Source organism: Nocardia sp. NPDC051990 (assembly GCF_040680755.1).
Lineage (GTDB): Bacteria > Actinomycetota > Actinomycetes > Mycobacteriales > Mycobacteriaceae > Nocardia.
Genome location: NZ_JBFAXH010000027.1, coordinates 28,816 through 50,276 on the forward strand (window position 1 = coordinate 28,816; position 21,461 = coordinate 50,276).

Genomic DNA, 21,461 nt, shown 5'->3' on the forward strand with positions numbered 1-21,461 from the left:
GGCCCGGCTCCGGCTTCGTCGTCTCCGGCTGGCCCGGCTCCGGCTTCGTCGTCTCCGGCTGGCCCGGCTCCGGCTTCGTCGTCTCCGGCTGGCCCGGCTCCGGCTTCGTCGTCTCCGGCTGGCCCTGATCTGTCGGCGCCGTGGTGCCGGGATCCGCGGGCGCGGGCACCGGAGTGGTCGGTGTACTCGGCTGATCCGGAACTGCCCCCGCCGGCGCCGCGAAGAGCGTCGCCACGGCCGCCGCGGTGGCAAGTGGCAACGATGTGCTCGCCATCGCTCGCTGCGCCCGACTCGGCTTACGATGTTTCACTTTTCGCAATCCCTTCCCGTGTGCGACCGAGTGGGTCACACGCAGTTATCCCTGGTGAGACGCTTGGTCCACGAACGAAGACCGCCGAACGACCAAGCGGCCGTTCGCCGTTCCCGATGGAAAGGATCGATCCCCCCACACAGAACCCTCGCGATCGCCCGCCGATCGCATCTCTGCGGGAAGTGAACCACATGCACGCCGGGCTGGCAATGCGGTGAAAACCGCCACAAGACAATAAGTCTCGGGGCGGCCGAATTCGGCCCCGGTTAATCCAGGTCGTCGTGACGCATCAGCAGGCGGGCCGCCTCGGTGACCGAGCCCGTGAGCGACGGGTACACCGAAAAGGTCTGGGCGAGATCGCTGACGGTCAGATTGTTCTGCACCGCGAGCGCGATCGGCAGGATGAGTTCCGAGGCAATCGGTGCGACGACCACACCGCCGATGACAACACCGGTCGCGGGCCGACAGAAGATCTTGACGAAACCCCTGCGCAGACCCGACATCTTGGCTCGTGGGTTGGTGTTCAGCGGCAGCATCACCGTGCGCGCGGGCACCTCGCCGTTATCGATAGCGGTCTGGCTCACGCCGACGGTCGCGATCTCCGGACGGGTGAACACCGCCGAGGCGACCGTCTTCAGCCGGATCGGGCTGACGCCCTCACCCAGCGCGTGATACATCGCGATGCGGCCCTGCATGGCGGCCACCGAGGCCAGCGGCAGCAGACCGGTGCAGTCGCCCGCCGCGTAGATGCCGGGCACCGAGGTGCGCGACACCCGGTCGACCCGCAGGTAGCCGCCGCGGTCGACTTCGATGCCGACCCGCTCCAGGCCGACGTCGTTGGTATTGGGGATCGAGCCGACGGTCATCAACGCATGCGTACCCGTGACCGTGCGGCCGTCCGAGAGCTTGACCACAATGCCCTCGGCGGTGCGCTCCACCGCATCGGCGCGGGCGTGCTTGACCAGTTCGACACCGCGTTCGGCGAGCGCGTCCTCGAGCACGAGCGCGGCATCGGCGTCCTCACTGGGCAGCACCCGGTCGCGGCTCGAGACCAACTTCACCCGCACACCCATTTCGGTATACGCGGAGACGAATTCGGCACCGGTCACACCGGAGCCGACCACAACCAGAGTCTCTGGGAGTTCCTCCAGGTCGTAGAGCTGACGCCAGTTCAGGATGCGCTCGCCATCGGGCTCGGCGCCGGGCAACACGCGCGGGCTCGCACCGGTGGCGATCAACACGACTTCGGCCTCGACGGACTCCTCGGTGCCATCGGCCAACAGTGCGCGCACCCGGTGCGCGGCCAACCCGGTGGCCGGATCGCTGAGCTGTCCGCGTCCGGCCAGCACCGTCACGCCCGCGGCCTGCACCTTGGAGCGAATATCGGAGGATTGCGCCAACGCCAGCGCCTTCACGCGCGCGTTCACCTCGCCCAGTTCGATCTGGGCCTGGCTCGGGTCGAGGGTAATGCCCAGGTCACGGGCGCGACGCAGATCGGTGCGCACGCCGGTGGAGGCAATGAAGGTCTTCGACGGCACACAGTCCCACAGCACGCACGCCCCGCCGATGCCGTCGCTATCGATCAGGGTGACCGTGGCCCCGTGTTGGGCCGCCACCAAGGCCGCTTCATAACCGGCCGGTCCGCCACCGATGATCGCTATGCGGGTCATGGATACCTCCGCTGGAGCTGTTCGACCGGGATCTCCGGTGCCGGTACACAACGTTAGCTGGCGAACACACGCTCATCTCGGCGGGATAGAGACGATGCGCGCAGGTTATTGGATACCCTTGCGTCGTGCCGATCTACGCCGCCTACGGGTCCAACATGGACTCGTCCCAGATGCTCGAGCGCTGTCCGCACTCCCCCATGTACGGAACGGGCTGGTTAGAGGGCTGGCGCCTCACCTTCAGCGGCGACGACATCGGCTGGGAGGGCCCGCTGGCCACCGTCGTCGAGGAGCCGGGCTCACGGGTATTCGTGGTGCTCTACGACGTATCCCCCGAGGACGAGCAGCGCCTTGACCGCTGGGAGGGTTCCGATTTCGGTATCCACCGCAAGATCCGGCTGCGCGTGACACCGAGTGCGGGCAGCGGTTCCGAACCCATCCTGGCCTGGCTGTACGTCCTCGATGCGTACGAGGGCGGGCTCCCGTCGGCGCGCTATATCGGCGTAATGGCCGATGCGGCCGAAAAGGCCGGCGCGCCAGCGGAATACGTGCACGCGCTGCGCACCCGCAACAGCAAGAACGTTGGACCCGGATTCTTCGGTAGCTGAACAGAAGCGGAAGCGACCGACCCGATCGAGGTCGGCCGCTTCCCTGACTTCGTCAGCTCGCGTTCAACACGATATTGCTGAGCAGCCGGACACCGACGGCCAGCGCGCGCTCGTCGATATCGAAGGTCGGCTGGTGCAGATCCAACTGTTCACCGTGACCGGCCCAGACCCCGAGGCGTGCCATCGCGCCCGGCACCTCCTCCAGGTACCAGGAGAAATCCTCACCGCCACTGGACTGCACCGTGTCGGCGAGCGCGTCCGGGCCGAGCGCGCGGATCGCGTCCTCGAACATCCTGGTCGACTGCTCGTCATTGACTACCGGCGGCACGCCGCGCCGGTAGTTCAACTGATAGCGGACCCCGGTCGGGGCGAGCAGGCCGTCCACGATCTCGCGCACCGTCGGCTCCAGCAGCGACCAGGTCGCGTGATCACCAGTGCGGACGGTGCCGGTGAGCATGCCGGTCTGCGGAATCGCATTGGGCGCCTTACCCGCGCTGACCGCACCCCAGACCATCACCGTGCTGGTGCGCGGGTCGATGCGGCGGCTGAGTAGACCGGGCAGGCCGGTGATCACGGTGCCGATGGCGTAGACCAGATCGCTGGTCAGATGCGGACGCGAGGTGTGCCCGCCCGGCGAATCGAGGACCAATTCGATGGTGTCGGCGGCCGAGGTGATCGCACCGACCCGGATGCCGACCCGACCGACCTCGAGGCGCGGATCGCAGTGCAGTGCGAAGATCCGGTCGACACCTTCCATCGCGCCCGCGGCGACCATATCGATGGCACCGCCCGGCATCACCTCTTCGGCGGGCTGGAAGACGAAGCGCACGCCCACCGGCAGCTCCTGATCGGCCAGCGCGAGCGCGGTGCCGAGCAGGATCGTGGTATGCGCGTCGTGACCACAGGCGTGCGAGACGCCGGGGACGGTCGAGGCGAAGCTGAGTCCGGTGAATTCCTGCAGTGGGAGTGCGTCCATATCGGCGCGCAGTCCGATGCGCGGTGCGTCCACCGGACCGATGTCACAGAGCACTCCGGTGCCGTTGGGCATCTTCTGCGGCGTCAATCCCGCCTTGGTCAGCCAGGCCGAGACGAACTCGGTGGTGGCGAATTCGGTGCGGGAGAGCTCCGGGTTCGCGTGGATATGCCGGCGCCACTGGACGAGATCGACCGTGTGCTCGGCCAGCCAGGAATCAACCGCATCCGGTCCGACTTCCGCGATAGCCGACGGCGCGGTGCTCCCCTGGCCCCCCATGGTCACGCGCGTCGCCGCCCCGCTGCGTGTCGCGTGCGCCGCGGAACGGCCGGTAATGCTCACCGAATGTCCTCCTGTCGTTGAACGAGCCGTTGCAACAACCTGTCCCTATGTACTTGATCGTGGGCCACGGCGATAGCGGTACGCGCGAGCGCGATCGCACCGTCGGTTACCGCACGATCCGCCGAGGCGTTGACACTCGCCGCGGCGAAACCGGGCTGATGCGTCACCGCCCCACCGGCATCTATGCCGATGACCGGATGTATGCCCGGTACGACGTTGGTGACGTTGCCCATATCCGTACTCCCGAGCGGTCGCTGCGCCTCCAGTTCCGGTGCGATCGGCACCCGGCCCAAGTCGACGATCTGCTCGCGATAGGCAAACAGTAATCCCGAATCGGGCGTCAGCTCGGTATATGTCGGCGCAACCGTCCGGATTTCGTGAGTGCAGCCGGTCGCCAGCGCACCCGCCTCGAAACAAGCCGACGCTCGTCGCGTCAGATCGTCGAGGGATGCGGAGTCCACTGCGCGTAGGTAATACAGCAGTTCCGCACGTCCGGGAACGATGTTGGGGGCAACACCACCGTCGCTGACTATACCGTGCAGTTGCTGCCCGGGTCGCAGATGCTGACGCAGCAATCCAAGAGCAACCTGCGCGACGGTCACCGCGTCGCCCGCATTGCGGCCCAATTCCGGGGCCGCACTGGCATGCGCCTCGTGCCCGTGGAAGACCACCGACAGATCCGCCAGCGCCAGCGAGCGCGCGTCGACGATATCGATGGGGCCGGGGTGCACCATCATCGCCATCGCGACATCGTCGAAGACGCCGCGCTCGAGCATCAGCACCTTGCCGCCGCCGCTCTCCTCGGCGGGCGTACCGAAAACGACGACGGTGATGCCGAGGGCGTCGGCCACCTCGGCGAGGCCGAGTCCGGCGCCGACCGCGGATGCGGCGATGATGTTGTGCCCACAGGCGTGCCCGATCTCGGGCAGCGCGTCGTATTCGGCGCAGATTCCAACCGTGAGCTCGCCGGATCCATAGGTCGCGCGGAATGCGGTGGGCAGGTCGGCGATGCCGGTCTCGATGGCGAACCCGCGTTCGGCCAGCGGCGCGATGGTCTTGGCGACGCTGCGGGTTTCCTCGAACGCCAGCTCCGGTTCGGCGTGGATCGAATGCGAGAGCGCGATCAGTTCGGGTGCGGCGGCCAGGATCGCGGCAGCCGCCGCCGCACGAGGGTGCGCGACGTGGTCGTCCGTAGGTGATTCGGGGTGCCCGCTGCGCGGTGGTGGCATGGCACACAGTCTGGCACTGCGCCGATGATCGGGCGCATCCCGCGCCCCGGGGCGATGTCGCCGCACGACGCAAGAGTTGTGATCAGGTTGCGGTTATCCGGGGGCGAACGCCAGATTCTTCGGGGTGGTCGGGGTCGCGAGTCCGGCGAGCGCCTTGGCATGCAGCGCCCGCTTGATCACCGGCAGATTCGGCTTGCGATTTGCCGCGAGGGCGCCAGCACGCTCGATCGCGGACTTCAGCAACACATCGGCATCCGCCTTCGCATCGACAATGCCGGCGGTGATGGCCGCATCGGCGGCGAAGCGGTGTCCGGCGGTCATGGCCTGAACGCAGACCTGATTGGTGAGGCGCTCGGTGAGCAGCGCGTTCATACCGACGGTGAACGGCATGCCGAGGTGCACCTCGGGCAGACACCAGAAGCCGCGATCGGCGCGCATCACCCGGAAATCGTGCGAGGTGGCGAGCATCGCGCCCGCGCCGAAGGCGTGCCCGTTGACGGCGGCGACGGTCGGCAACGGGAAGGTCAGCAGCCGGGTGTAGATGCTGTGCACACGATCGAGGTACCCGTGCATCTTGTCCAGGTTGCCGAACAGCCAATCGGTATCGAGCCCGTTGCTGTAGAACTTCCCTGCCGCCGTGGTCACCAGAGCCGCCGGCCCCTCGGACGCCTCGACCTGGTCCAACAGCCCGTGGAACGCATCGATCCAATCCGGATGGAATCGGTTCTCGCTGTCGGTCTGCCCCTCGTTCCCGAGATAGACGACGAACACATCCCCTTCACGTTCCAGATACGGCATGCGTGCAGCGTAACGGGCATGCGCCGCACCACCTACTCGCGGGTAGCTAATTATCGGCAGATCACCGTCCGCGGGCGCCGCCGCTCACCCCAGCCCCGACGAAGCGAGTGTTACGAGCGACGTCGGCAACCCATTTCGCGTCCGGGTCGTCGAAGCGCATGCGACGAAGTCGCCAGTCTCGACGGCGCCGCTAGCGACTGCTTGGAGGTCGCTCGAAGGAGCAGTCGCGAGACAGCAGGGGGCCGCGGACACGCCGCGCCGCAGGCGCGGCAAATCAAACACAGCTATCGTGACGGCATGGTTGCCGAACAGGCCGCGAGGGCGATTGCCGAACGTACGGGAGTGGAGCGGCACCGGGTTGCGGTGGTGCTCGGATCGGGCTGGCAGAAGGCGGCCGCGGAGATCGGGGTGCCGACGGCGTCGGTGCCGATGCCGGAGCTGCCCGGATTCGGGACGCCGAGTGCGCAAGGGCATGTCGGGATGGTGCATTCGGTCGCCGTCGACAACACGCCCGTGCTGCTACTGATGGGGCGCCAGCATCTGTACGAGGGCTATCAGCCGAGCGATGTCGTCCATCCGGTGCGCGCGGCAATCGCGGCGGGCGCGGAAACCGTGGTGCTCACCAATGCGGCGGGCGGGATCCGGGATGGACTGCACGTCGGCGAGCCGGTGCTGATCAGCGACCATCTCAATCTCACCGACCGCACGCCGTTGACGGGCGCGACCTTCGTCGATCTCGTGGACGCCTGGGATCCCGAATTGCGTTCGCTGGCAAGGGAAATCGACCCGACCCTGACCGAGGGCGTGTACGCGGGGCTGACCGGACCGCAGTACGAGACCCCGGCCGAGATCCGGATGCTGCGCACCATCGGTGCGGATCTGGTCGGCATGTCGACGGTGCTCGAGGTGATCGCGGCCCGCGCGCTCGGGGCCCGAGTGCTCGGTATCTCACTGGTCACCAACCTCGGCGCCGGCGTCACGGGTGCGCACCTCTCGCATGCCGAGGTGCTCGCCGAAGGGCAAGCGGCCGCACCGCGTCTCGGCAAACTGCTGCGCGGCGTACTGGAACGGCTGTAGATGCTGCGCTTCGGCACCGCCGGACTCCGCGGGCCGCTGCGGGACGGGCCCGACGGCATGAATCCGGACACGGTAAGCCGGGCGACCGCCGGACTCGTGGACTGGTTACGCAGTCGCTGTCTCGGCGGCGGCGCGATAGTCGTCGGGCGCGACGCCAGACACGGCTCCGCCGAATTCGCCATCGCGACCGCGGAAATCTTTGCCGCCGCGGGCTTTCCGGTGACGCTGCTGCCGGGACCGCTGCCCACTCCGGTTGTCGCGTTCGCGGTGCGTGAGCTGGGAGCCGTTGCCGGAGTACAGATCACCGCATCGCACAATCCCGCGACCGACAATGGCTACAAGGTGTATCTGGACGGCGGTTCGCAGCTGATCGCACCGGCCGACACCGAGATCGAGCGCTGCATCGAGGCCGTCACCGAGCCCATCGCCCGCACACCCGTGACACCGGCCGCCGATGACCTGGTGCGAAGCTATATCGACCGGGTGGCCCGGCTGCCCGAGTTGATCGGTGGTCCCGGTGCGCGCTCCGATATCCGGATCGTATTGACACCGCTGCACGGTGTCGGCGGCGATACGGCGGTGGCGGCCCTTACCGCTGCGGGATTTCAGCATGTGCACGTCGTCGGTGCGCAATTCGCGCCCGATGCCGACTTCCCGACCGTTGCCTTCCCGAATCCTGAAGAGCCCGGCGCCACCGACCTTTTGCTCACCACCGCCACCCGGATCGGTGCCGACCTCGCCATCGCGCTCGACCCGGATGCCGATCGCTGTGCCATCGGAATTCCGGACGGCGACGGCGGCTGGCGCATGCTGCGCGGCGACGAAACCGGTGTGCTGCTCGGCGATTACGTGCTGCGAACCGCGCCGCCGGATGCACTGGTGGCGACCACTATCGTGTCGTCGCGACTGCTCTCGAAACTCGCCGCCGCCCGCGGCGCGCGGTACGCGGAAACGCTGACCGGTTTCAAATGGCTGGCCCGCGCGGGCGACGGGCTGGTCTACGCCTATGAAGAGGCCATCGGTCACTGCGTGGATCCGGCCGCAGTCCGCGACAAGGACGGCATCTCCGCGGCAGTCCTCGCCGCCGATCTCGTCGCCCGCCTGAAGGCCGCGGGCCGCACCCTCGCCGACGAACTCGACGACTACGCGATCGAATTCGGGCTGCATGCCACCGACCAGGTCTCGCTGCGCCTACCCGATCCGGCGGCCGCCGCCGACGTGGTGAACCGGCTGCGTGCCGCCCCGCCCGCGGAAATCGCCGGGGAGCCGGTCGAATACACCGATTTGCTCCAGATGCGCGGCCGAATGCGCACCGACGCACTGATTTTCGAGGGCGCCGGTGTCCGGATCGTGGTGCGCCCGTCGGGCACGGAGCCGAAGCTCAAGTGCTACCTGGAGGTGGTCGAGCCGGTCACCGACCGCGCCGTTCTACCTGCGACGAGAACCGCAGCCGGACAACGCATCGCCGAACTGCGTGCTTTCTGTCGAGGGCTCTGAGCCGGGCCATCACCCGGACTCGGTCGCCGAGCGAGCCACCAAGGGAGCTCGAAACAGGCCCGACATGGGGCTTTTCAACGGCAGCGGCCGAGTGCTCCCGTGTCCGTTCGCTACCGAGCAATGGCGGAACGGACCGTCGCGCCTGAGCATCTCGCGCATGTGTGGGTCAGCGTGGTCCAACAACCAAACACTCAGGCCGGTGCTGCCATCGAGTCGATAGTGCTCCCATGAACGCCACAGTGCATCCAGACGAGCCACCACGCTGACATGCTTCCACCATTCGGGGCACCACTGCACCTCGCTGTCGGTGAATCCGACGGCGTCGCCGTACACCAGCGAGAAATAGTTCTCGACGAATTCGACGACATCGAGATAGATCATTGTATGGACTTCCTGCTGACTCCCCATGGCACTCAGCCTGTCAGAAGCCACCGACACATTTCGACGCGAAAGTGGCTCAGCGGGGGCCGAATTGGCGGTCGCCCGCGTCGCCGAGGCCGGGGACGATGAAGGCATCGGAGTTGAGGCCGGCGTCGACGGCGGCAGTGACCAAACGGACCGGTAGGCCCGAATCAGTAAGGGCGGCAATGCCTTCAGGAGCAGCGACGACACAGACCGCGGTGATGTCGGTGGCTCCGCGCGCGGCGAGCAGTTGCAGAGTGTGGCGCATCGAACCGCCGGTAGCCAGCATCGGGTCGAGGACGAAGACCGGCATCTCGGACAGATCGGCGGGCAGCGATTCCATGTACGGCACCGGCTGATGGGTGGTTTCGTCGCGGGCGACCCCGACGAAACCGACCCGGGCGTCCGGAATGAGTTCGGCGGCCGCGTCGACCATGCCGAGTCCGGCGCGCAGCACCGGAACCAGCAGTGGCGGCTGCGCCAATCGCATGCCCTCGGTGTCGGCCACCGGTGTGGTGATGGGGAATTGGATCACCGGCGCGTCACGCAGCGCCTCGTAGATCAGAATTCCGGTGAGATCGCGCAGCGCCGCGCGGAAGGCCGGATTGACCGTGCCCGCATCGCGCATCGTGGTCAGCAGGGCGGCGGCGAGTGGATGGTTCACGGTGTGCGTGCGCATGAGGGAACGATAAGGTCGAAGGCGAGTTCGGCGGCGAACCTCCACCCGAATTTTTTTCGAACGGCTGGAACCGATCGGTAAGGCAGCGCGTCGAACTAGGTGGATGACGTACTCTGCCTGGGAACGAATAGATGGGGGAAGCTATGCGAAAGATGTCGGCCGACACCGAGGGCATCACCGCCTATGGTGCGACCGCCGCCACCATGTCCGGTGATCTCGCAGCCGCCGGAGTGAGCGCCGCGGCCGCCGATCCCACTCTCCTCGGCCCCATCATGGGCTTGATCGGCGGCGATTTCATGGCCGCCTACGCCGCGGCACATGCCGGGCACGTCGCCTCGATCGGTCAGCTGTCGGCGGTGCTCGCGAGTATGAGCGGTGCGGCCGTCGGTTCCGCCGTCGTGCTCGAGGAAACCGACCTGAACAATGCCGCCGGGCTGAACGCCACCGGACTGGACGGATGACGTGGTGATCGATGTCAGCGTTCTGGTCCAGCCACTGCTCGACCTGCTCTCCAGCTTCGGCACCGGTGTCCTGCCCACCGGTGGGCCCGCCGACGCACTGACCTCCACCTCGACCGCCATCGAACAGGTGCACACACTCGGCCGCAACAGCATCAACCAGGTGAACAACGCATGGGACGGCGCGGCCGCCGATTCCGTCACCGCGAAGGCGCTGCGGGTGCAGACTTCCGCCGCCACCATTTCCGACCGCGGCAACGACATGGCTACCGTCGTGAATCAGGCTGCCGCCCAGGTCGAATCGGGTCAGAAGGACCTGAACGGGATCGTCCAGTCGTTCGTGAGCCAGGCCACCGGTCTCGGCCCGGCGCTGGCGACGCCGGAGGGGCTGGCCGTGCTCGTCGGCTCCGCGATCGACCACATCGGTCAGGGGCTCAATGTGGTCGGCCGCGTGCGCAATGAACTGGATACCCAGACCGCGTCGATGAACGAGCTGACTCCAGCGCCGTCGACGCCGTCGCTGTCCTCGGTCGCCAGCACGGTCAGCACCGCGGCACAGGGCGCATCCCAGTTGTCGTCGACGGTGGGCACTGTCGCGAGCGGTGCGGGCAGCGTGCTGAGCAGCCTGATGAGCACCGCGAGCAAGGCCAGCACGACGACCGCGAGCAAGGCGTCGACTACCACACCGAGTACGAGCACCACGACCGGGCAATCGTCGACCTCCGGCAATGGCGTGAAGATCACCCTGCCGGACGGCAGTGTCGTTGAGGCCCCGAACGAAAAGGCGGCGACCGCCGTCAAGTCGGCCATCGGCGCGGTCGGCACGCCCTATGTGTGGGGTGGCAATACGCCCGGCTCCGGGCTGGACTGCAGCGGTCTCACCAAGTACGCCTACGGCGAGGCCGGTGTCGAGCTGCCCCGGCTGGCGCAGGAACAGGGCAACGGTCATATGCAGGTTTCGCCGGGTGATCTGATGCCGGGCGATTTGGCAGTGTGGGACGGCCACGTCGCGATGGTGATCGGCAACGGGCAGTTCGTCGAGGCCGGTAATCCGGTCCAGATCAGCTCTATTCGAACCGACAACATAGGTATGAACTTCTATGGCTTCTACCGACCGACCTCATAAGTGAGCGGAGCGAACGAACAATGTCTCAGCCCCAGACCCCACCGATACCCAATGTCACGGTGGCGTCGAGCACCAACCGATCGGGCACCATCTCGGTCCGGGCCACCGACCAGGGCATGCCGATCGAGATCAAGTTCGAACGCAGCGAATACCGTTACGGCGCACAGACTCTGGCCAACGAGATCCTGCGGCTGACCAAACGCTCCACTGTCGCCGCCCGAGCCCGCCGCCGCGAATTGCTCGCCGAGGCGGGTATGCCCGCCGACATTCTGGACAAGCTCGGCCTGCCGACGCGGCAGGCCGCGGTGGACGAGCTGGACCGGATCGATGACGCGGACACCGGACCGACGAGCTGGATGAGGCCGGTGTGAGCGAGCGAACAATGGACACAGCTGCGACCGCAGTCAAGCCAGAGCCGACCGCCAGCGAGGCGCAGGCACATGAGTGAGCGGAGCGAACGAATCATGAACACAGGCGCGTCCGCGCTCGAGCCGGAGCTGAGCGCCAGCGAGGCGGAGGCATGAGTGCGGAAATGGACGCGTTGGTCGCCAACGCGACGGCGAAACTGGAAGCGCTCGAGGCCGCGCTGTACGGCCTCGAGCAGGTGCACGGCCGGTTCCGGACCGAGGACGGCACGGTCAGCGTCGAGGTGAACAATGACGGCGCGTTGGTCGCGCTGAGCCTGTCGGAGTCGGTCACATCGCTGCCGCCCGCCGAGGTCGGTCAGCTGATCGTATGGGCCTGTCGGCAGGCCGCCGAGGACGCCGGCGCACAGCGATCGAAGGTCGTTGCAACACTGAACGAGTCATTCGCCGGGGCGCCGAACGGTGACCCCGGAAGCGTTGGGGGCGGGCCGGATAGTCACTGACTCGGAAGGTCGATAGGCTTCCGCACATGGCTTCTGGAGACATCGTCCCGATCGAGCTCGGCCTGACCGACGGCGATCTCGTCACCCTGTGGGCACCGCGCTGGCGCGACGGTGATGACGAGTGGGAGGCGTTCCTCGGACACGAGGACTCGCTCTACGGTTTCGAGACCGTCGCGGAGCTGGCCGCATTCATCCGGACCAACTCCGATAACGATCTCGTGGACCATCCGGCGTGGAAGGTCGTTGCCGGGCTGTCGGCGGTGGAACTGGAGCCGGAGGAGAATTTCACCTTCGATCTGGTCGGTGTGCCGGAGCTGGTCGCGAGCGATCCCGATGGGGACACCATCGCCGAACTCGACGACACGCTCAGCATGGTGCGCAACATCGGTGAGGTGTGCGAGCTGGAGACCGTGACCAAGTTCTTCGGCTCCCATCCGGTGGTCGGCGCGCTGGCGAGCGGCGTGAGCGCCTTCGTCGGGCGCGATGGCGAGGAGCTGTGGGATCAGATCGGCGCGGCCATCGCCAAGGGCTGGGACGATGTGCTCGACGCCATCGACTCGGTCGTGCAGACCCCCGAGGTCGATGCCGAGGCGGTCGCGGTCGCGGAGGCCGAACTGCTGGCCGCGGAGGAGAACGTCGTCGACGCCGATGACGCCGCCGACAGCGAGGAGGACGAGGAGTTCGAATCCGTCGACCTCGATGCGGACGACGAGGAAGAAGACGAAGAGGAAGAGGACGACTCGTTCTGGCATGAGGTCGGCATCGACCCGGTCAAGATCGTCACCTCCGACGGCACCTACTTCACGCTGCGCTGCTACCTCGACGACGAGCCGATCTTCCTCGGGAAGGACGGATCGATCACGGTCTTCGGCTCCGAGCGTGCACTGGCCCGCTACCTGGCCGATTCCCATGAGCACGATCTGGCGCGGGTGAGCACCTACACCGATGTGCAGACCGCCGCGGTCGACGGTTCGCTCGAGGTCGAGGTGACCGACGAGAACGTCTACGTGCTGCCCGGTCTCGCCGACGATCTGGGGGAAGGCCCGGAGGCGGTCGATATCGAGCAGCTCGATCTGGCAGTCGAATTGTTCACCGACGCAGCCGATTACGCCGACGATGACACCGTGGAGCAGGCGCTGGCGCAGTCCGCCCCGCTCGGCTGGTACGTCTCCTACCTGCTGAACCCGGACCCGACCCGCATGGCTCCGAACCCGCCGTTCACCGCGGAGGCCCAGAGCTGGCGGGATCTGGAGCGCAATTTCGAGTCCCGGCTCACGCAGGAGAAGTAGGAGCTACCCGAGCAGGACGGCGTAACCCGGCTTGATGATGTCGTCGATGATGCGCAGGCGTTCCGGGAACGGGATGAACGCTGACTTCATCGCATTGATGGTGAAGCGTTCGAGGTCGCTCCAGCCGTAACCGAAGGTGTCGACCAGCTTGAGCATCTCCTGGCTCATGCTGGTATCGCTCATCAGCCGGTTGTCGGTATTGACCGTGACGCGGAAACGCAACCGCGCGAGCAGGTCGAACGGATGTTTGTCGAATGAGGGGACCGCGCCGGTCTGCACATTCGACGAAGGACAGAGCTCGAGCGGAATTCGCATATCCCGCACGTAGTTCGCGACCAGTCCGAGTTGCGCATCCTCGGTCGCACCGGAAACGGTGATGTCATCGGTGATCCGCACACCGTGGCCGAGCCGATCGCAGCCGCAGAACGCCAGCGCCTCGTGGATGGACGGCAGCCCGAACGCCTCACCCGCGTGAATGGTGAAGTGCGCGCTATTGGCGCGCATGAATTCGAAGGCGTCCAGGTGGCGGCTGGGCGGGAAGCCCGCCTCCGCGCCCGCGATATCGAAACCGCCGACGCCGCGGTCGCGCCACCGCACCGCGAGTTCGGCGATCTCGCGCGAACGCGCGGCGTGGCGCATGGCGGTCAGCAGGCAGATCACCACGATCGGGCGACCGGCCGCGGCCGCGGCCGCCGCGCCCTCGCGGAATCCGGCGAGGGTGTGCTCGACCACCTCGTCCAGGGTCAGGCCGCGCTCCAGATGCTGTTCGGGAGCGAAGCGAACCTCGGCGTAGACGACACCGTCGGCGGCGAGGTCTTCCGCACATTCCCGAGCTGCCCGGCGCAGGCCCTCGGGGGTCTGCATGACCGCGACGGTATGCGCGAAGGTTTCCAGATAGAGCTCGAGCGAGCCGCTGTCGGCCGCATCGCGGAACCAGGCCGCCAGTTCGCTCGCATTGTCGGCGGGTAGGTCGTCGTAACCGCAATCGACGGCGAGCTCCAAAACCGTCGCAGGCCGCAGACCACCGTCGAGATGATCGTGCAGCAGCGCCTTGGGAGCTTGGCGGATCGAGGCAAGGGTCAAAGGCATCGGTCCTGTCATGACCACACGTTAGCCGCACAACCCTTCATGCGGCTGCGATTGCGCTCTGCGCCACCCCGATCCGACACATAACCCGCAACCCCCTAATCGAGCAGTCAATTCCCACCCCACGAACTACCGAAAATGCCCTTTAACCAGCCAAGAATCAACGTAGCGGTCGGTTTTCCACGGTGTCAGACGGCGATGCGCTCCAGAAGCAAGGGGCGCTGTGGCGGGGGCGAGGTTGCGATGGTGCAGGAGGTTTCGAGGGCGGCGAGGGCGCCGGGGAAAGCTTCCGGGGTGTCGGTGTGCAGGGTGAGCAGGGGTTGGCCGGTGGATACGGAATCGCCTGGCTTGGTGTGCATTTCGATGCCTGCGCCGAATTGGACGGGGTCGCCCTTGCGTGCTCGGCCCGCGCCGAGTCGCCACGCGGCGATGCCGACGGCCAGCGCGTCGAGGCGGGTGAGCACACCATCTCGTTCGGCCCGCACGGTCTCGGTGTGCTTCGCGCGTGGCAAGGGCGCGTCCGGATCGCCGCCTTGGGCTCGGACCATGGCGCGCCAATGGTCCATCGCACGACCATCGGCGAGGACATCGGCGGGGTCGATGTCGAGTCCGGCCTGGGCGACCATTTCGCGGGCGAGGGTGAGCGTCAGCTCGACAACATCGGCGGGGCCGCCACCCGCGAGTACCTCCACCGATTCGGCAACCTCGAGTGCATTGCCCGCGGTACGTCCGAGTGGAGTGTCCATCGCGGTCAGCAATGCCACCGTGCGCACTCCGGCGTCGGTACCGAGTTCGACCATGGCCGTCGCCAATTCGCGTGCGCCGTCCAGGGTTTTCAGGAAGGCTCCGGAGCCGACCTTCACATCGAGTACGAGGGCGGCGGTCCCTTCGGCAATTTTCTTGCTCATGATCGAGCTGGCGATCAGCGGGATGGATTCGACAGTCCCGGTGACATCGCGCAGCGCGTACAGCCGCTTATCGGCAGGCGCCAGATCGGCACCCGCCGCACACACCACCGCGCCGATGCTCGGATCGGACAGGATCTCCCGCATCCGCGCCACCGGCACATCGGCCCGCCACCCCGGGATCGCTTCGAGCTTGTCCAGCGTCCCACCGGTATGCCCCAGCCCACGCCCCGACAGCTGCGGCACCGCCGCACCGCACGCAGCGACCAACGGCGCCAGCGGCAACGTGATCTTGTCCCCTACCCCGCCGGTCGAATGCTTGTCCACGGTCGGCCGCGGCAGATCGGTGAAGTCCATCCGCCGCCCCGACGCGATCATGGCATTCGTCCACCGCACGGTCTCCCGCCGCGTCATCCCCCGCCAGACGATGGCCATCGCCAACGCCGCCATCTGCTCGTCGGCCACCGCCCCCTTGGTGAATCCAGCCACCACCCAATCGATCTGCGCATCCGACAGCTCCCCGCCGTCCCGCTTGGCCGTAATGATCGAAACCGCGTCCACTGCCGTCACACCCGCAAGTCTGGCACGGGACACGCTCGGCCCCTGGAACTTGTCGGTGGCCTCCGATAGCCTCTGCGCATCGAGTCGAAATTGGGGGAGCAATGACGCACGCACACATCGGTCGTCGTGCGACCGGTCTCGAGGCCCGTATTCGCGATATCGAGGAAGGCTACGGCGAAGCACAGCTCGGCCTGACACGACGAGTCTCCGGACTCGAGATCTGGGCTGGTCGAGTCACCACACACGCAAATGGTGTCGGACGAAACGTGAAGCTCATCGCCGAGCACCTTGGGATCCCGCCGGTCGACACACCGGAGATCAGCATGCCGACCGAGGCCGAGATCGACGCCGTCCTCGACGAAGACTGCTGAGGGCGATCATGACGTCCGCACAGATGGATCGCCGGATGACTAAACTCGAGTCGACGACATCGAAACCAGCCACCGCGATGCGCGCAAAGGTCTGTCCAGAGATGTTCGCGAGCTGAAGATCTCCGCCCACCGGCTCGCGTTTCAGACGAGCACCCTCGGAGCGGGCATCGCGCCGATGATGGCGCGGATGGGGTTACCGCCGATTCAGCTCACCGACGTCGAGCTGCCGATGGAAGCCGAAAACGACGCGTCGTTCGACGACGTTTGCTGAGGACGGCGCTCACCCTAGGTCTGCCCGGCATCGAGATCGTCGGGTCCGAAGGCGTCCGGGAGCAGGGTTCGCAGCGACACGGGCCCGGCCTTGTGATCCACCTGTAGATCGGCCCCGCCGTGTTCGTAGAGCAGCTGTCGGCAACGGCCGCAGGGCATCAGGATTTCGCCTCGGGAATCGGTAACGGAGATAGCCAGCAAACGCCCGCCACCACCTGCAAATAAGTTACCGATGAGTACACATTCGGCGCACAGGCCTAATCCATATGAGACATTTTCCACATTGCAGCCGCTCACAATTCGACCGTCAGAACTGAGAGCCGCGGCGCCGACCGGAAACCGCGAGTACGGCGCATAGGCGTTGCGCATAACTTGAATTGCTTTGTCACGCAAGGTTTTCCAGTCGATATTCGGCACCGGAACCCCCTTTCGAGCCAAGCCGCAAGCGCCCGCGCGAGGGCCATAGCGGAACCCTTTACACATCAAGAAAGGTAAACCTAACTCGCTCGACTGTAGCGCAACGCACGGCACACCGAATTAGTTCCGCGATTGCGAGGGGATTAGAGTCCAGATCAGATCGGTTCAGGTTCCCGGCGGCGGGCCCCGCGCGAGCTAGATGGAGCAGCAAAGCGCAGCCACCTGGGCATTTATCTCCACGTCGCCTGCGTCGGACTTGCAACCGGGTCCATCGACGACGTTGGAGGCACCGCACTCTATGACTACGATAGAAGCTCCGGCACAGCCGAAGCGGAAGACGCTGTACCGAGGCGACCCCGGAATGTGGTCCTGGGCGCTGCACCGGATCACCGGTGTCACCATCTTCTTCTTCCTCTTCGTGCACGTCTTGGACACCGCGCTGGTTCGGGTCAGCCCGGATACCTACAACCACGCCATCGAGACCTACAAGAACCCCCTCGTCGCGCTGATGGAGATGGGTCTTGTGGTCTGCGTGCTGTTCCACGCACTCAACGGCGTCCGCGTGATCCTGGTCGACTTCTGGGGTAAGGGCCCGAAGTACCAGAAGACGATGCTCTGGGTGGTTCTCGCCATCTGGTTCCTGCTGGTGGTCCCGGCCGTCGGTCGCCAGTTCTTCTACCTGTTCACGGAGCACTGATCCGATGAGTGAGCGAAGCGAACGAATCATGAACACAGCCGCCAATGCGGTCATGCCGGAGCCGAGCGTCAGCGAGGTGCAGGCATGAGCGCACCCGTTCTCGGTAAGTCTTACGACCGGCCTGCGAGCCTGGATCTGCCCCGCTCGCCACGTGCCCGCTCGAGCAACAACTTCGAGAAGTACGCGTGGCTGTTCATGCGCTTCTCCGGCCTGCTGCTGATCGTGCTGGTCCTCGGCCACATGACGATCATGCTGCTGCTCGACGGCGGCGTGAAGCGGCTGAACTTCGCCTTCGTCGCGGGCCGCTGGTCCAGCCCGTTCTGGCAGTTCTGGGATCTGACCATGCTCTGGCTGGCCCAGCTGCACGGCGGCAACGGCCTGCGCACCGTGATCGCGGACTACTCGCGCAAGGACTCGACCCGGTTCTGGCTGAACACCCTGCTGGCCATCTCGATGATCCTGATCGTGGGCGTCGGCACCTACGTCATCTTCACCTTCGACCCCAACATCAGCAGTTAGGAACAGGCGAACTCCGATGAGTGAGCGCAGCGAACGAATCATCGATACAGCGTGTTTCACACATGCCGGAGCCGAGCGCAGCGAGGTGGAGGCATGAGTGAATCCCGGATTCAGGAGCACCGCTACGACGTCGTCATCGTCGGTGCCGGTGGCGCCGGTATGCGCGCGGCGATCGAGGCCGGTCCCCGGGCCCGCACTGCCGTCCTGACCAAGCTCTACCCGACGCGCAGCCACACCGGTGCGGCGCAGGGCGGCATGTGCGCCGCACTGGCCAATGTCGAAGAGGACAACTGGGAATGGCACACCTTCGACACCGTCAAGGGTGGTGACTACCTGGTCGACCAGGACGCCGCGGAGATCATGGCCAAGGAGGCCATCGATGCGGTGATGGACCTGGAAAAGATGGGTCTGCCGTTCAACCGCACGCCCGAGGGCAAGATCGACCAGCGCCGTTTCGGTGGTCACACCCGCGATCACGGTAAGGCCCCGGTCCGCCGCGCGTGCTACGCCGCCGACCGCACCGGCCACATGATCCTGCAGACGCTGTACCAGAACTGCGTCAAGCACGACGTCGAGTTCTTCAACGAGTTCTACGTGCTCGACCTGGTGCTCACCGAGACCGATCGCGGTCCGGTGGCGACCGGTGTGGTCGCCTATGAGCTGGCCACCGGCGAGCTGCACGTCTTCCACGCGAAGTCGATCGTCTTCGCCACCGGTGGTTCCGGCCGGATGTACAAGACCACCTCGAACGCGCACACGCTGACCGGTGACGGTATGGCGATCGTGTTCCGCAAGGGTCTGCCGCTGGAGGATATGGAGTTCCACCAGTTCCACCCGACAGGTCTCGCCGGTCTGGGCATTCTGATCTCGGAGGCCGTGCGCGGTGAGGGCGGCATCCTGCGCAACGCCAGCGGTGAGCGCTTCATGGAGCGCTACGCCCCCACCATCAAGGACCTCGCGCCGCGTGACATCGTCGCCCGCTCGATGGTGCTCGAAGTGCTCGAAGGCCGCGGCGCCGGACCGAACAAGGACTACGTCTACATCGACGTGACCCACCTCGGCGAGGACGTGCTCGAGGAGAAGCTGCCCGACATCACCGAATTCGCGCGCACCTACCTGGGTGTGGACCCGGTGAAGGAACTGGTGCCGGTCATGCCGACCTGTCACTACGTGATGGGTGGCATCCCGACCCGGATCCGCGGCGAGGTGCTGCGCAACAACACCGATGTGGTGCCCGGCCTGTACGCCGCGGGCGAATGCGCGTGCGTCTCGGTGCACGGCTCCAACCGTCTGGGCACCAACTCACTGCTCGACATCAATGTCTTCGGCCGCCGCTCCGGCATCGCCGCCGCGGAGTACGCCCAGCGCACCGAGTTCGTGGACATGCCCGAGAACCCGGCGCAGATGGTGCAGGACTGGCTGGTCATGCTGCTGTCGGATCACGGCAACGAGCGGGTCGCGGATATCCGCACCGAACTGCAGTACACGATGGATATGAACGCCGCGGTGTTCCGCACTGAGGACACGCTCAAGCAGGCGCTCACCGATATCCACGCGCTCAAGGACCGCTACACCCGAATCACGGTGCAGGACAAGGGCAAGCGCTACAACAGCGATCTGCTCGAGGCCGTCGAACTCGGCTTCCTGCTGGAGCTGGCCGAGGTCACCGTGGTGGGCGCGCTCAACCGCAAGGAATCGCGCGGTGGCCACGCCCGCGAGGACTACCCGGACCGCGACGACGTGAACTTCATGCGGCACACGATGGCCTACAAGGAGGGTGCGGAGCTCATCTCCGATATCCGCCTCGACTTCAAGCCGGTGGTGCAGACCCGCTACGAGCCGATGGAGCGTAAGTACTGATGACTGCCGTACTCGAAACACCCCCGCAGAAGTCCGCTCCGGTCCCCGAGGGCTCGGTCATGGTCGACGTCAAGATCGCCCGGTTCAATCCAGAGGACGACAAGGGCGCGCACTGGGAGACCTTCCAGGTGCCGGTGCTGCCGACCGACCGCTTCCTGAACGTGCTTATCTACATCAAGTCCTACCTGGACGGCACCCTCACCTTCCGACGCTCCTGCGCGCACGGTGTCTGCGGTTCGGATGCCATGCGGATCAACGGCGTGAACCGGCTGGCCTGCAAGGTGCTGATGAAGGACATGCTGCACAAGAGCGGCAAGACCCTCACCATCACCGTCGAGCCCATCCGCGGCCTGCCCGTGGAGAAGGATCTCGTGGTCAACATGGAGCCGTTCTTCGACGCGTTCCGTGCCGTGAAGCCCTACCTGATCACCTCCGGTAACGAGCCCACCCGCGAGCGGATCCAGAGCCAGGCCGACCGCGCCCGGTTCGATGACACCACCAAGTGCATCCTGTGCGCCTGCTGCACCACCTCCTGCCCCGTGTACTGGAGCGACGGCAGCTACTTCGGCCCGGCCGCGATCGTGAACGCGCACCGCTTCATCTTCGACAGCCGTGACGAAGGCGCCCGCGAACGCCTCGACATCCTCAACGACGTCGAAGGTGTCTGGCGCTGCCGCACCACCTTCAACTGCACCGACGCCTGCCCCCGCGGCATCGAGGTCACCAAGGCAATCCAGGAAGTCAAGCGCGCACTGCTCTTCGCCCGCTGACCCGAGGCACTCGAAGGCCGCCCGCATCGAAAGACGCGGGCGGCCTTTGTTATTTCCGCTCGAGCACAGTCGCTCGGGCACCGAAGAAATACCACCGAATTGCGTTCATTTCAGTACCATTTACGCGGACATTTCAGTGGCATTTGAACGCTCTGATATCGAGCGATCGCTCCTGAGCAACCAAACACGATGCAACACAGGGAGTTTCACTCTCTTCTAGCGGAGGGATTGATCAAGCCGTACCGCGAGATACTTCAGATCGGGATTACGAAACATGTTCGATAAGCTGAAGATCGATGCCTGAGCATGCGTAAACGAACTCTGTCCGATATGCGCCTTCGAGGAGCCAGACTCCCAACGAATATCCCTCGTCTTCGGTAAGCGCGACACGTTCGGGCTCTACCCCTACCTCGAGGCGCTCCGAAATCCGATCCGGATCGGCACAGATATTCTTTGACGTGCCCACTCGGGACGCACCGATATCTGGCGGCACCGGCCAGGGCAATTGGCAGCATGCTGATCCACGACGTGCTGGCGGACACCGTGGCGACCGGCCGCCGGATCGTGCCGGTATGCCCGTTCGTGGTGCGGTGGGTCAACCGGCACAACGACTTCGCGGTGAGCATCGATGAGCCGACATCCACACTGCTGCAACTCATTCCAGTACTACCCCGCTGACCGC

At 65.9% G+C, this 21,461-nt stretch carries 23 protein-coding genes; 14 read left to right on the forward strand and 9 right to left on the reverse strand.

All coding sequences use genetic code 11. From position 1 onward, the window contains the following. Positions 1-576: 576 nt before the first annotated feature. On the reverse strand, positions 577-1,980 hold the full coding sequence (locus AB0L63_RS30680; RefSeq protein WP_364507978.1) for an NAD(P)H-quinone dehydrogenase: 1,404 nt from the start codon (positions 1,978-1,980) through the stop codon (positions 577-579). Between the two features lie 125 nt (positions 1,981-2,105). Here AB0L63_RS30680 and AB0L63_RS30685 point away from each other — a divergent pair, with 125 nt between their 5' ends. Next, positions 2,106-2,585: a gamma-glutamylcyclotransferase gene (locus AB0L63_RS30685; RefSeq protein WP_364507981.1), complete on the forward strand. Its 480-nt coding sequence runs from the start codon at positions 2,106-2,108 to the stop codon at positions 2,583-2,585. 52 nt (positions 2,586-2,637) lie between these two features. Here AB0L63_RS30685 and AB0L63_RS30690 read toward each other — a convergent pair whose 3' ends face one another. From AB0L63_RS30690 to AB0L63_RS30700, 3 genes are all read right to left on the reverse strand, one after another. Further along, a complete protein-coding gene (locus AB0L63_RS30690) occupies positions 2,638-3,837 on the reverse strand; it encodes a M20 family metallopeptidase (RefSeq protein ID WP_364508117.1) in 1,200 nt (399 codons plus the stop codon). Positions 3,838-3,896: 59 nt separating this feature from the next. Then, entirely contained in the window at positions 3,897-5,129 is a 1,233-nt protein-coding gene (locus AB0L63_RS30695; RefSeq protein WP_364507983.1) for a M20 family metallopeptidase, read from the reverse strand. Between the two features lie 93 nt (positions 5,130-5,222). After that, positions 5,223-5,927, reverse strand: coding sequence for an enoyl-CoA hydratase-related protein (locus tag AB0L63_RS30700; RefSeq protein ID WP_364507986.1), 705 nt, complete (start codon positions 5,925-5,927; stop codon positions 5,223-5,225). Positions 5,928-6,224: 297 nt separating this feature from the next. Here AB0L63_RS30700 and AB0L63_RS30705 point away from each other — a divergent pair, with 297 nt between their 5' ends. Together AB0L63_RS30705 and AB0L63_RS30710 are read left to right on the forward strand one after the other, a co-directional pair. Then, on the forward strand, positions 6,225-7,004 hold the full coding sequence (locus AB0L63_RS30705) for a purine-nucleoside phosphorylase (protein ID WP_364507989.1): 780 nt from the start codon (positions 6,225-6,227) through the stop codon (positions 7,002-7,004). After that, entirely contained in the window at positions 7,005-8,501 is a 1,497-nt protein-coding gene (locus AB0L63_RS30710; protein WP_364507992.1) for a phospho-sugar mutase, read from the forward strand. 9 nt (positions 8,502-8,510) lie between these two features. Here AB0L63_RS30710 and AB0L63_RS30715 read toward each other — a convergent pair whose 3' ends face one another. Both AB0L63_RS30715 and upp read right to left on the reverse strand, forming a co-directional pair. After that, positions 8,511-8,909 (reverse strand): DUF4913 domain-containing protein, encoded by a 399-nt coding sequence (locus AB0L63_RS30715; protein WP_364507995.1) that lies wholly within the window; start codon positions 8,907-8,909, stop codon positions 8,511-8,513. Between the two features lie 49 nt (positions 8,910-8,958). Then, entirely contained in the window at positions 8,959-9,582 is a 624-nt protein-coding gene (gene upp, locus AB0L63_RS30720) for a uracil phosphoribosyltransferase (protein WP_364507997.1), read from the reverse strand. Positions 9,583-9,725: 143 nt separating this feature from the next. Between upp and AB0L63_RS30725 the strand changes: the two genes are divergently transcribed. From AB0L63_RS30725 to AB0L63_RS30745, 5 genes are all read left to right on the forward strand, one after another. Further along, positions 9,726-10,043, forward strand: a complete 318-nt coding sequence (locus tag AB0L63_RS30725; protein WP_364507999.1) for a hypothetical protein — start codon at positions 9,726-9,728, stop codon at positions 10,041-10,043. 4 nt (positions 10,044-10,047) lie between these two features. Further along, positions 10,048-11,166, forward strand: coding sequence for an NlpC/P60 family protein (locus AB0L63_RS30730; RefSeq protein ID WP_364508001.1), 1,119 nt, complete (start codon positions 10,048-10,050; stop codon positions 11,164-11,166). A gap of 20 nt (positions 11,167-11,186) precedes the next feature. After that, entirely contained in the window at positions 11,187-11,537 is a 351-nt protein-coding gene (locus AB0L63_RS30735) for a hypothetical protein (RefSeq protein ID WP_364508004.1), read from the forward strand. 149 nt (positions 11,538-11,686) lie between these two features. Next, complete coding sequence (locus AB0L63_RS30740; RefSeq protein ID WP_364508006.1) at positions 11,687-12,034, forward strand: YbaB/EbfC family nucleoid-associated protein; 348 nt, start codon at positions 11,687-11,689, stop codon at positions 12,032-12,034. Between the two features lie 26 nt (positions 12,035-12,060). Further along, positions 12,061-13,323 (forward strand): primosomal protein, encoded by a 1,263-nt coding sequence (locus tag AB0L63_RS30745; RefSeq protein WP_364508009.1) that lies wholly within the window; start codon positions 12,061-12,063, stop codon positions 13,321-13,323. 3 nt (positions 13,324-13,326) lie between these two features. Here the strand turns inward: AB0L63_RS30745 and AB0L63_RS30750 are convergent, their stop codons facing one another. Both AB0L63_RS30750 and AB0L63_RS30755 read right to left on the reverse strand, forming a co-directional pair. Then, positions 13,327-14,424, reverse strand: a complete 1,098-nt coding sequence (locus tag AB0L63_RS30750) for an adenosine deaminase (RefSeq protein WP_364508012.1) — start codon at positions 14,422-14,424, stop codon at positions 13,327-13,329. 173 nt (positions 14,425-14,597) lie between these two features. Continuing rightward, entirely contained in the window at positions 14,598-15,884 is a 1,287-nt protein-coding gene (locus AB0L63_RS30755) for a thymidine phosphorylase (protein WP_364508015.1), read from the reverse strand. Positions 15,885-15,976: 92 nt separating this feature from the next. On the opposite strand from AB0L63_RS30755, the gene AB0L63_RS30760 reads away from it, so the two are divergent. Then, positions 15,977-16,246, forward strand: coding sequence for a hypothetical protein (locus tag AB0L63_RS30760; RefSeq protein WP_364508018.1), 270 nt, complete (start codon positions 15,977-15,979; stop codon positions 16,244-16,246). 285 nt (positions 16,247-16,531) lie between these two features. Here the strand turns inward: AB0L63_RS30760 and AB0L63_RS30765 are convergent, their stop codons facing one another. After that, entirely contained in the window at positions 16,532-16,933 is a 402-nt protein-coding gene (locus AB0L63_RS30765) for a cytidine deaminase (protein WP_364508021.1), read from the reverse strand. Between the two features lie 298 nt (positions 16,934-17,231). Here AB0L63_RS30765 and sdhC point away from each other — a divergent pair, with 298 nt between their 5' ends. From sdhC to AB0L63_RS30790, 5 genes are all read left to right on the forward strand, one after another. Then, complete coding sequence (sdhC, locus tag AB0L63_RS30770; protein ID WP_364508024.1) at positions 17,232-17,630, forward strand: succinate dehydrogenase, cytochrome b556 subunit; 399 nt, start codon at positions 17,232-17,234, stop codon at positions 17,628-17,630. Between the two features lie 84 nt (positions 17,631-17,714). Beyond that, the gene (locus AB0L63_RS30775) at positions 17,715-18,149 is read left to right on the forward strand and encodes a succinate dehydrogenase hydrophobic membrane anchor subunit (RefSeq protein ID WP_364508028.1); all 435 of its coding nucleotides are present in this window, start codon (positions 17,715-17,717) and stop codon (positions 18,147-18,149) included. A gap of 93 nt (positions 18,150-18,242) precedes the next feature. Further along, positions 18,243-20,009, forward strand: coding sequence for a succinate dehydrogenase flavoprotein subunit (sdhA, locus tag AB0L63_RS30780; RefSeq protein ID WP_364508030.1), 1,767 nt, complete (start codon positions 18,243-18,245; stop codon positions 20,007-20,009). After that, the gene (locus AB0L63_RS30785) at positions 20,009-20,779 is read left to right on the forward strand and encodes a succinate dehydrogenase iron-sulfur subunit (protein ID WP_364508033.1); all 771 of its coding nucleotides are present in this window, start codon (positions 20,009-20,011) and stop codon (positions 20,777-20,779) included. The genes sdhA and AB0L63_RS30785 overlap by 1 nt, the downstream gene beginning before the upstream one ends. A gap of 513 nt (positions 20,780-21,292) precedes the next feature. Beyond that, positions 21,293-21,457, forward strand: coding sequence for an N-acetyltransferase (locus AB0L63_RS30790; protein ID WP_364508036.1), 165 nt, complete (start codon positions 21,293-21,295; stop codon positions 21,455-21,457). Positions 21,458-21,461 lie beyond the last annotated feature (4 nt).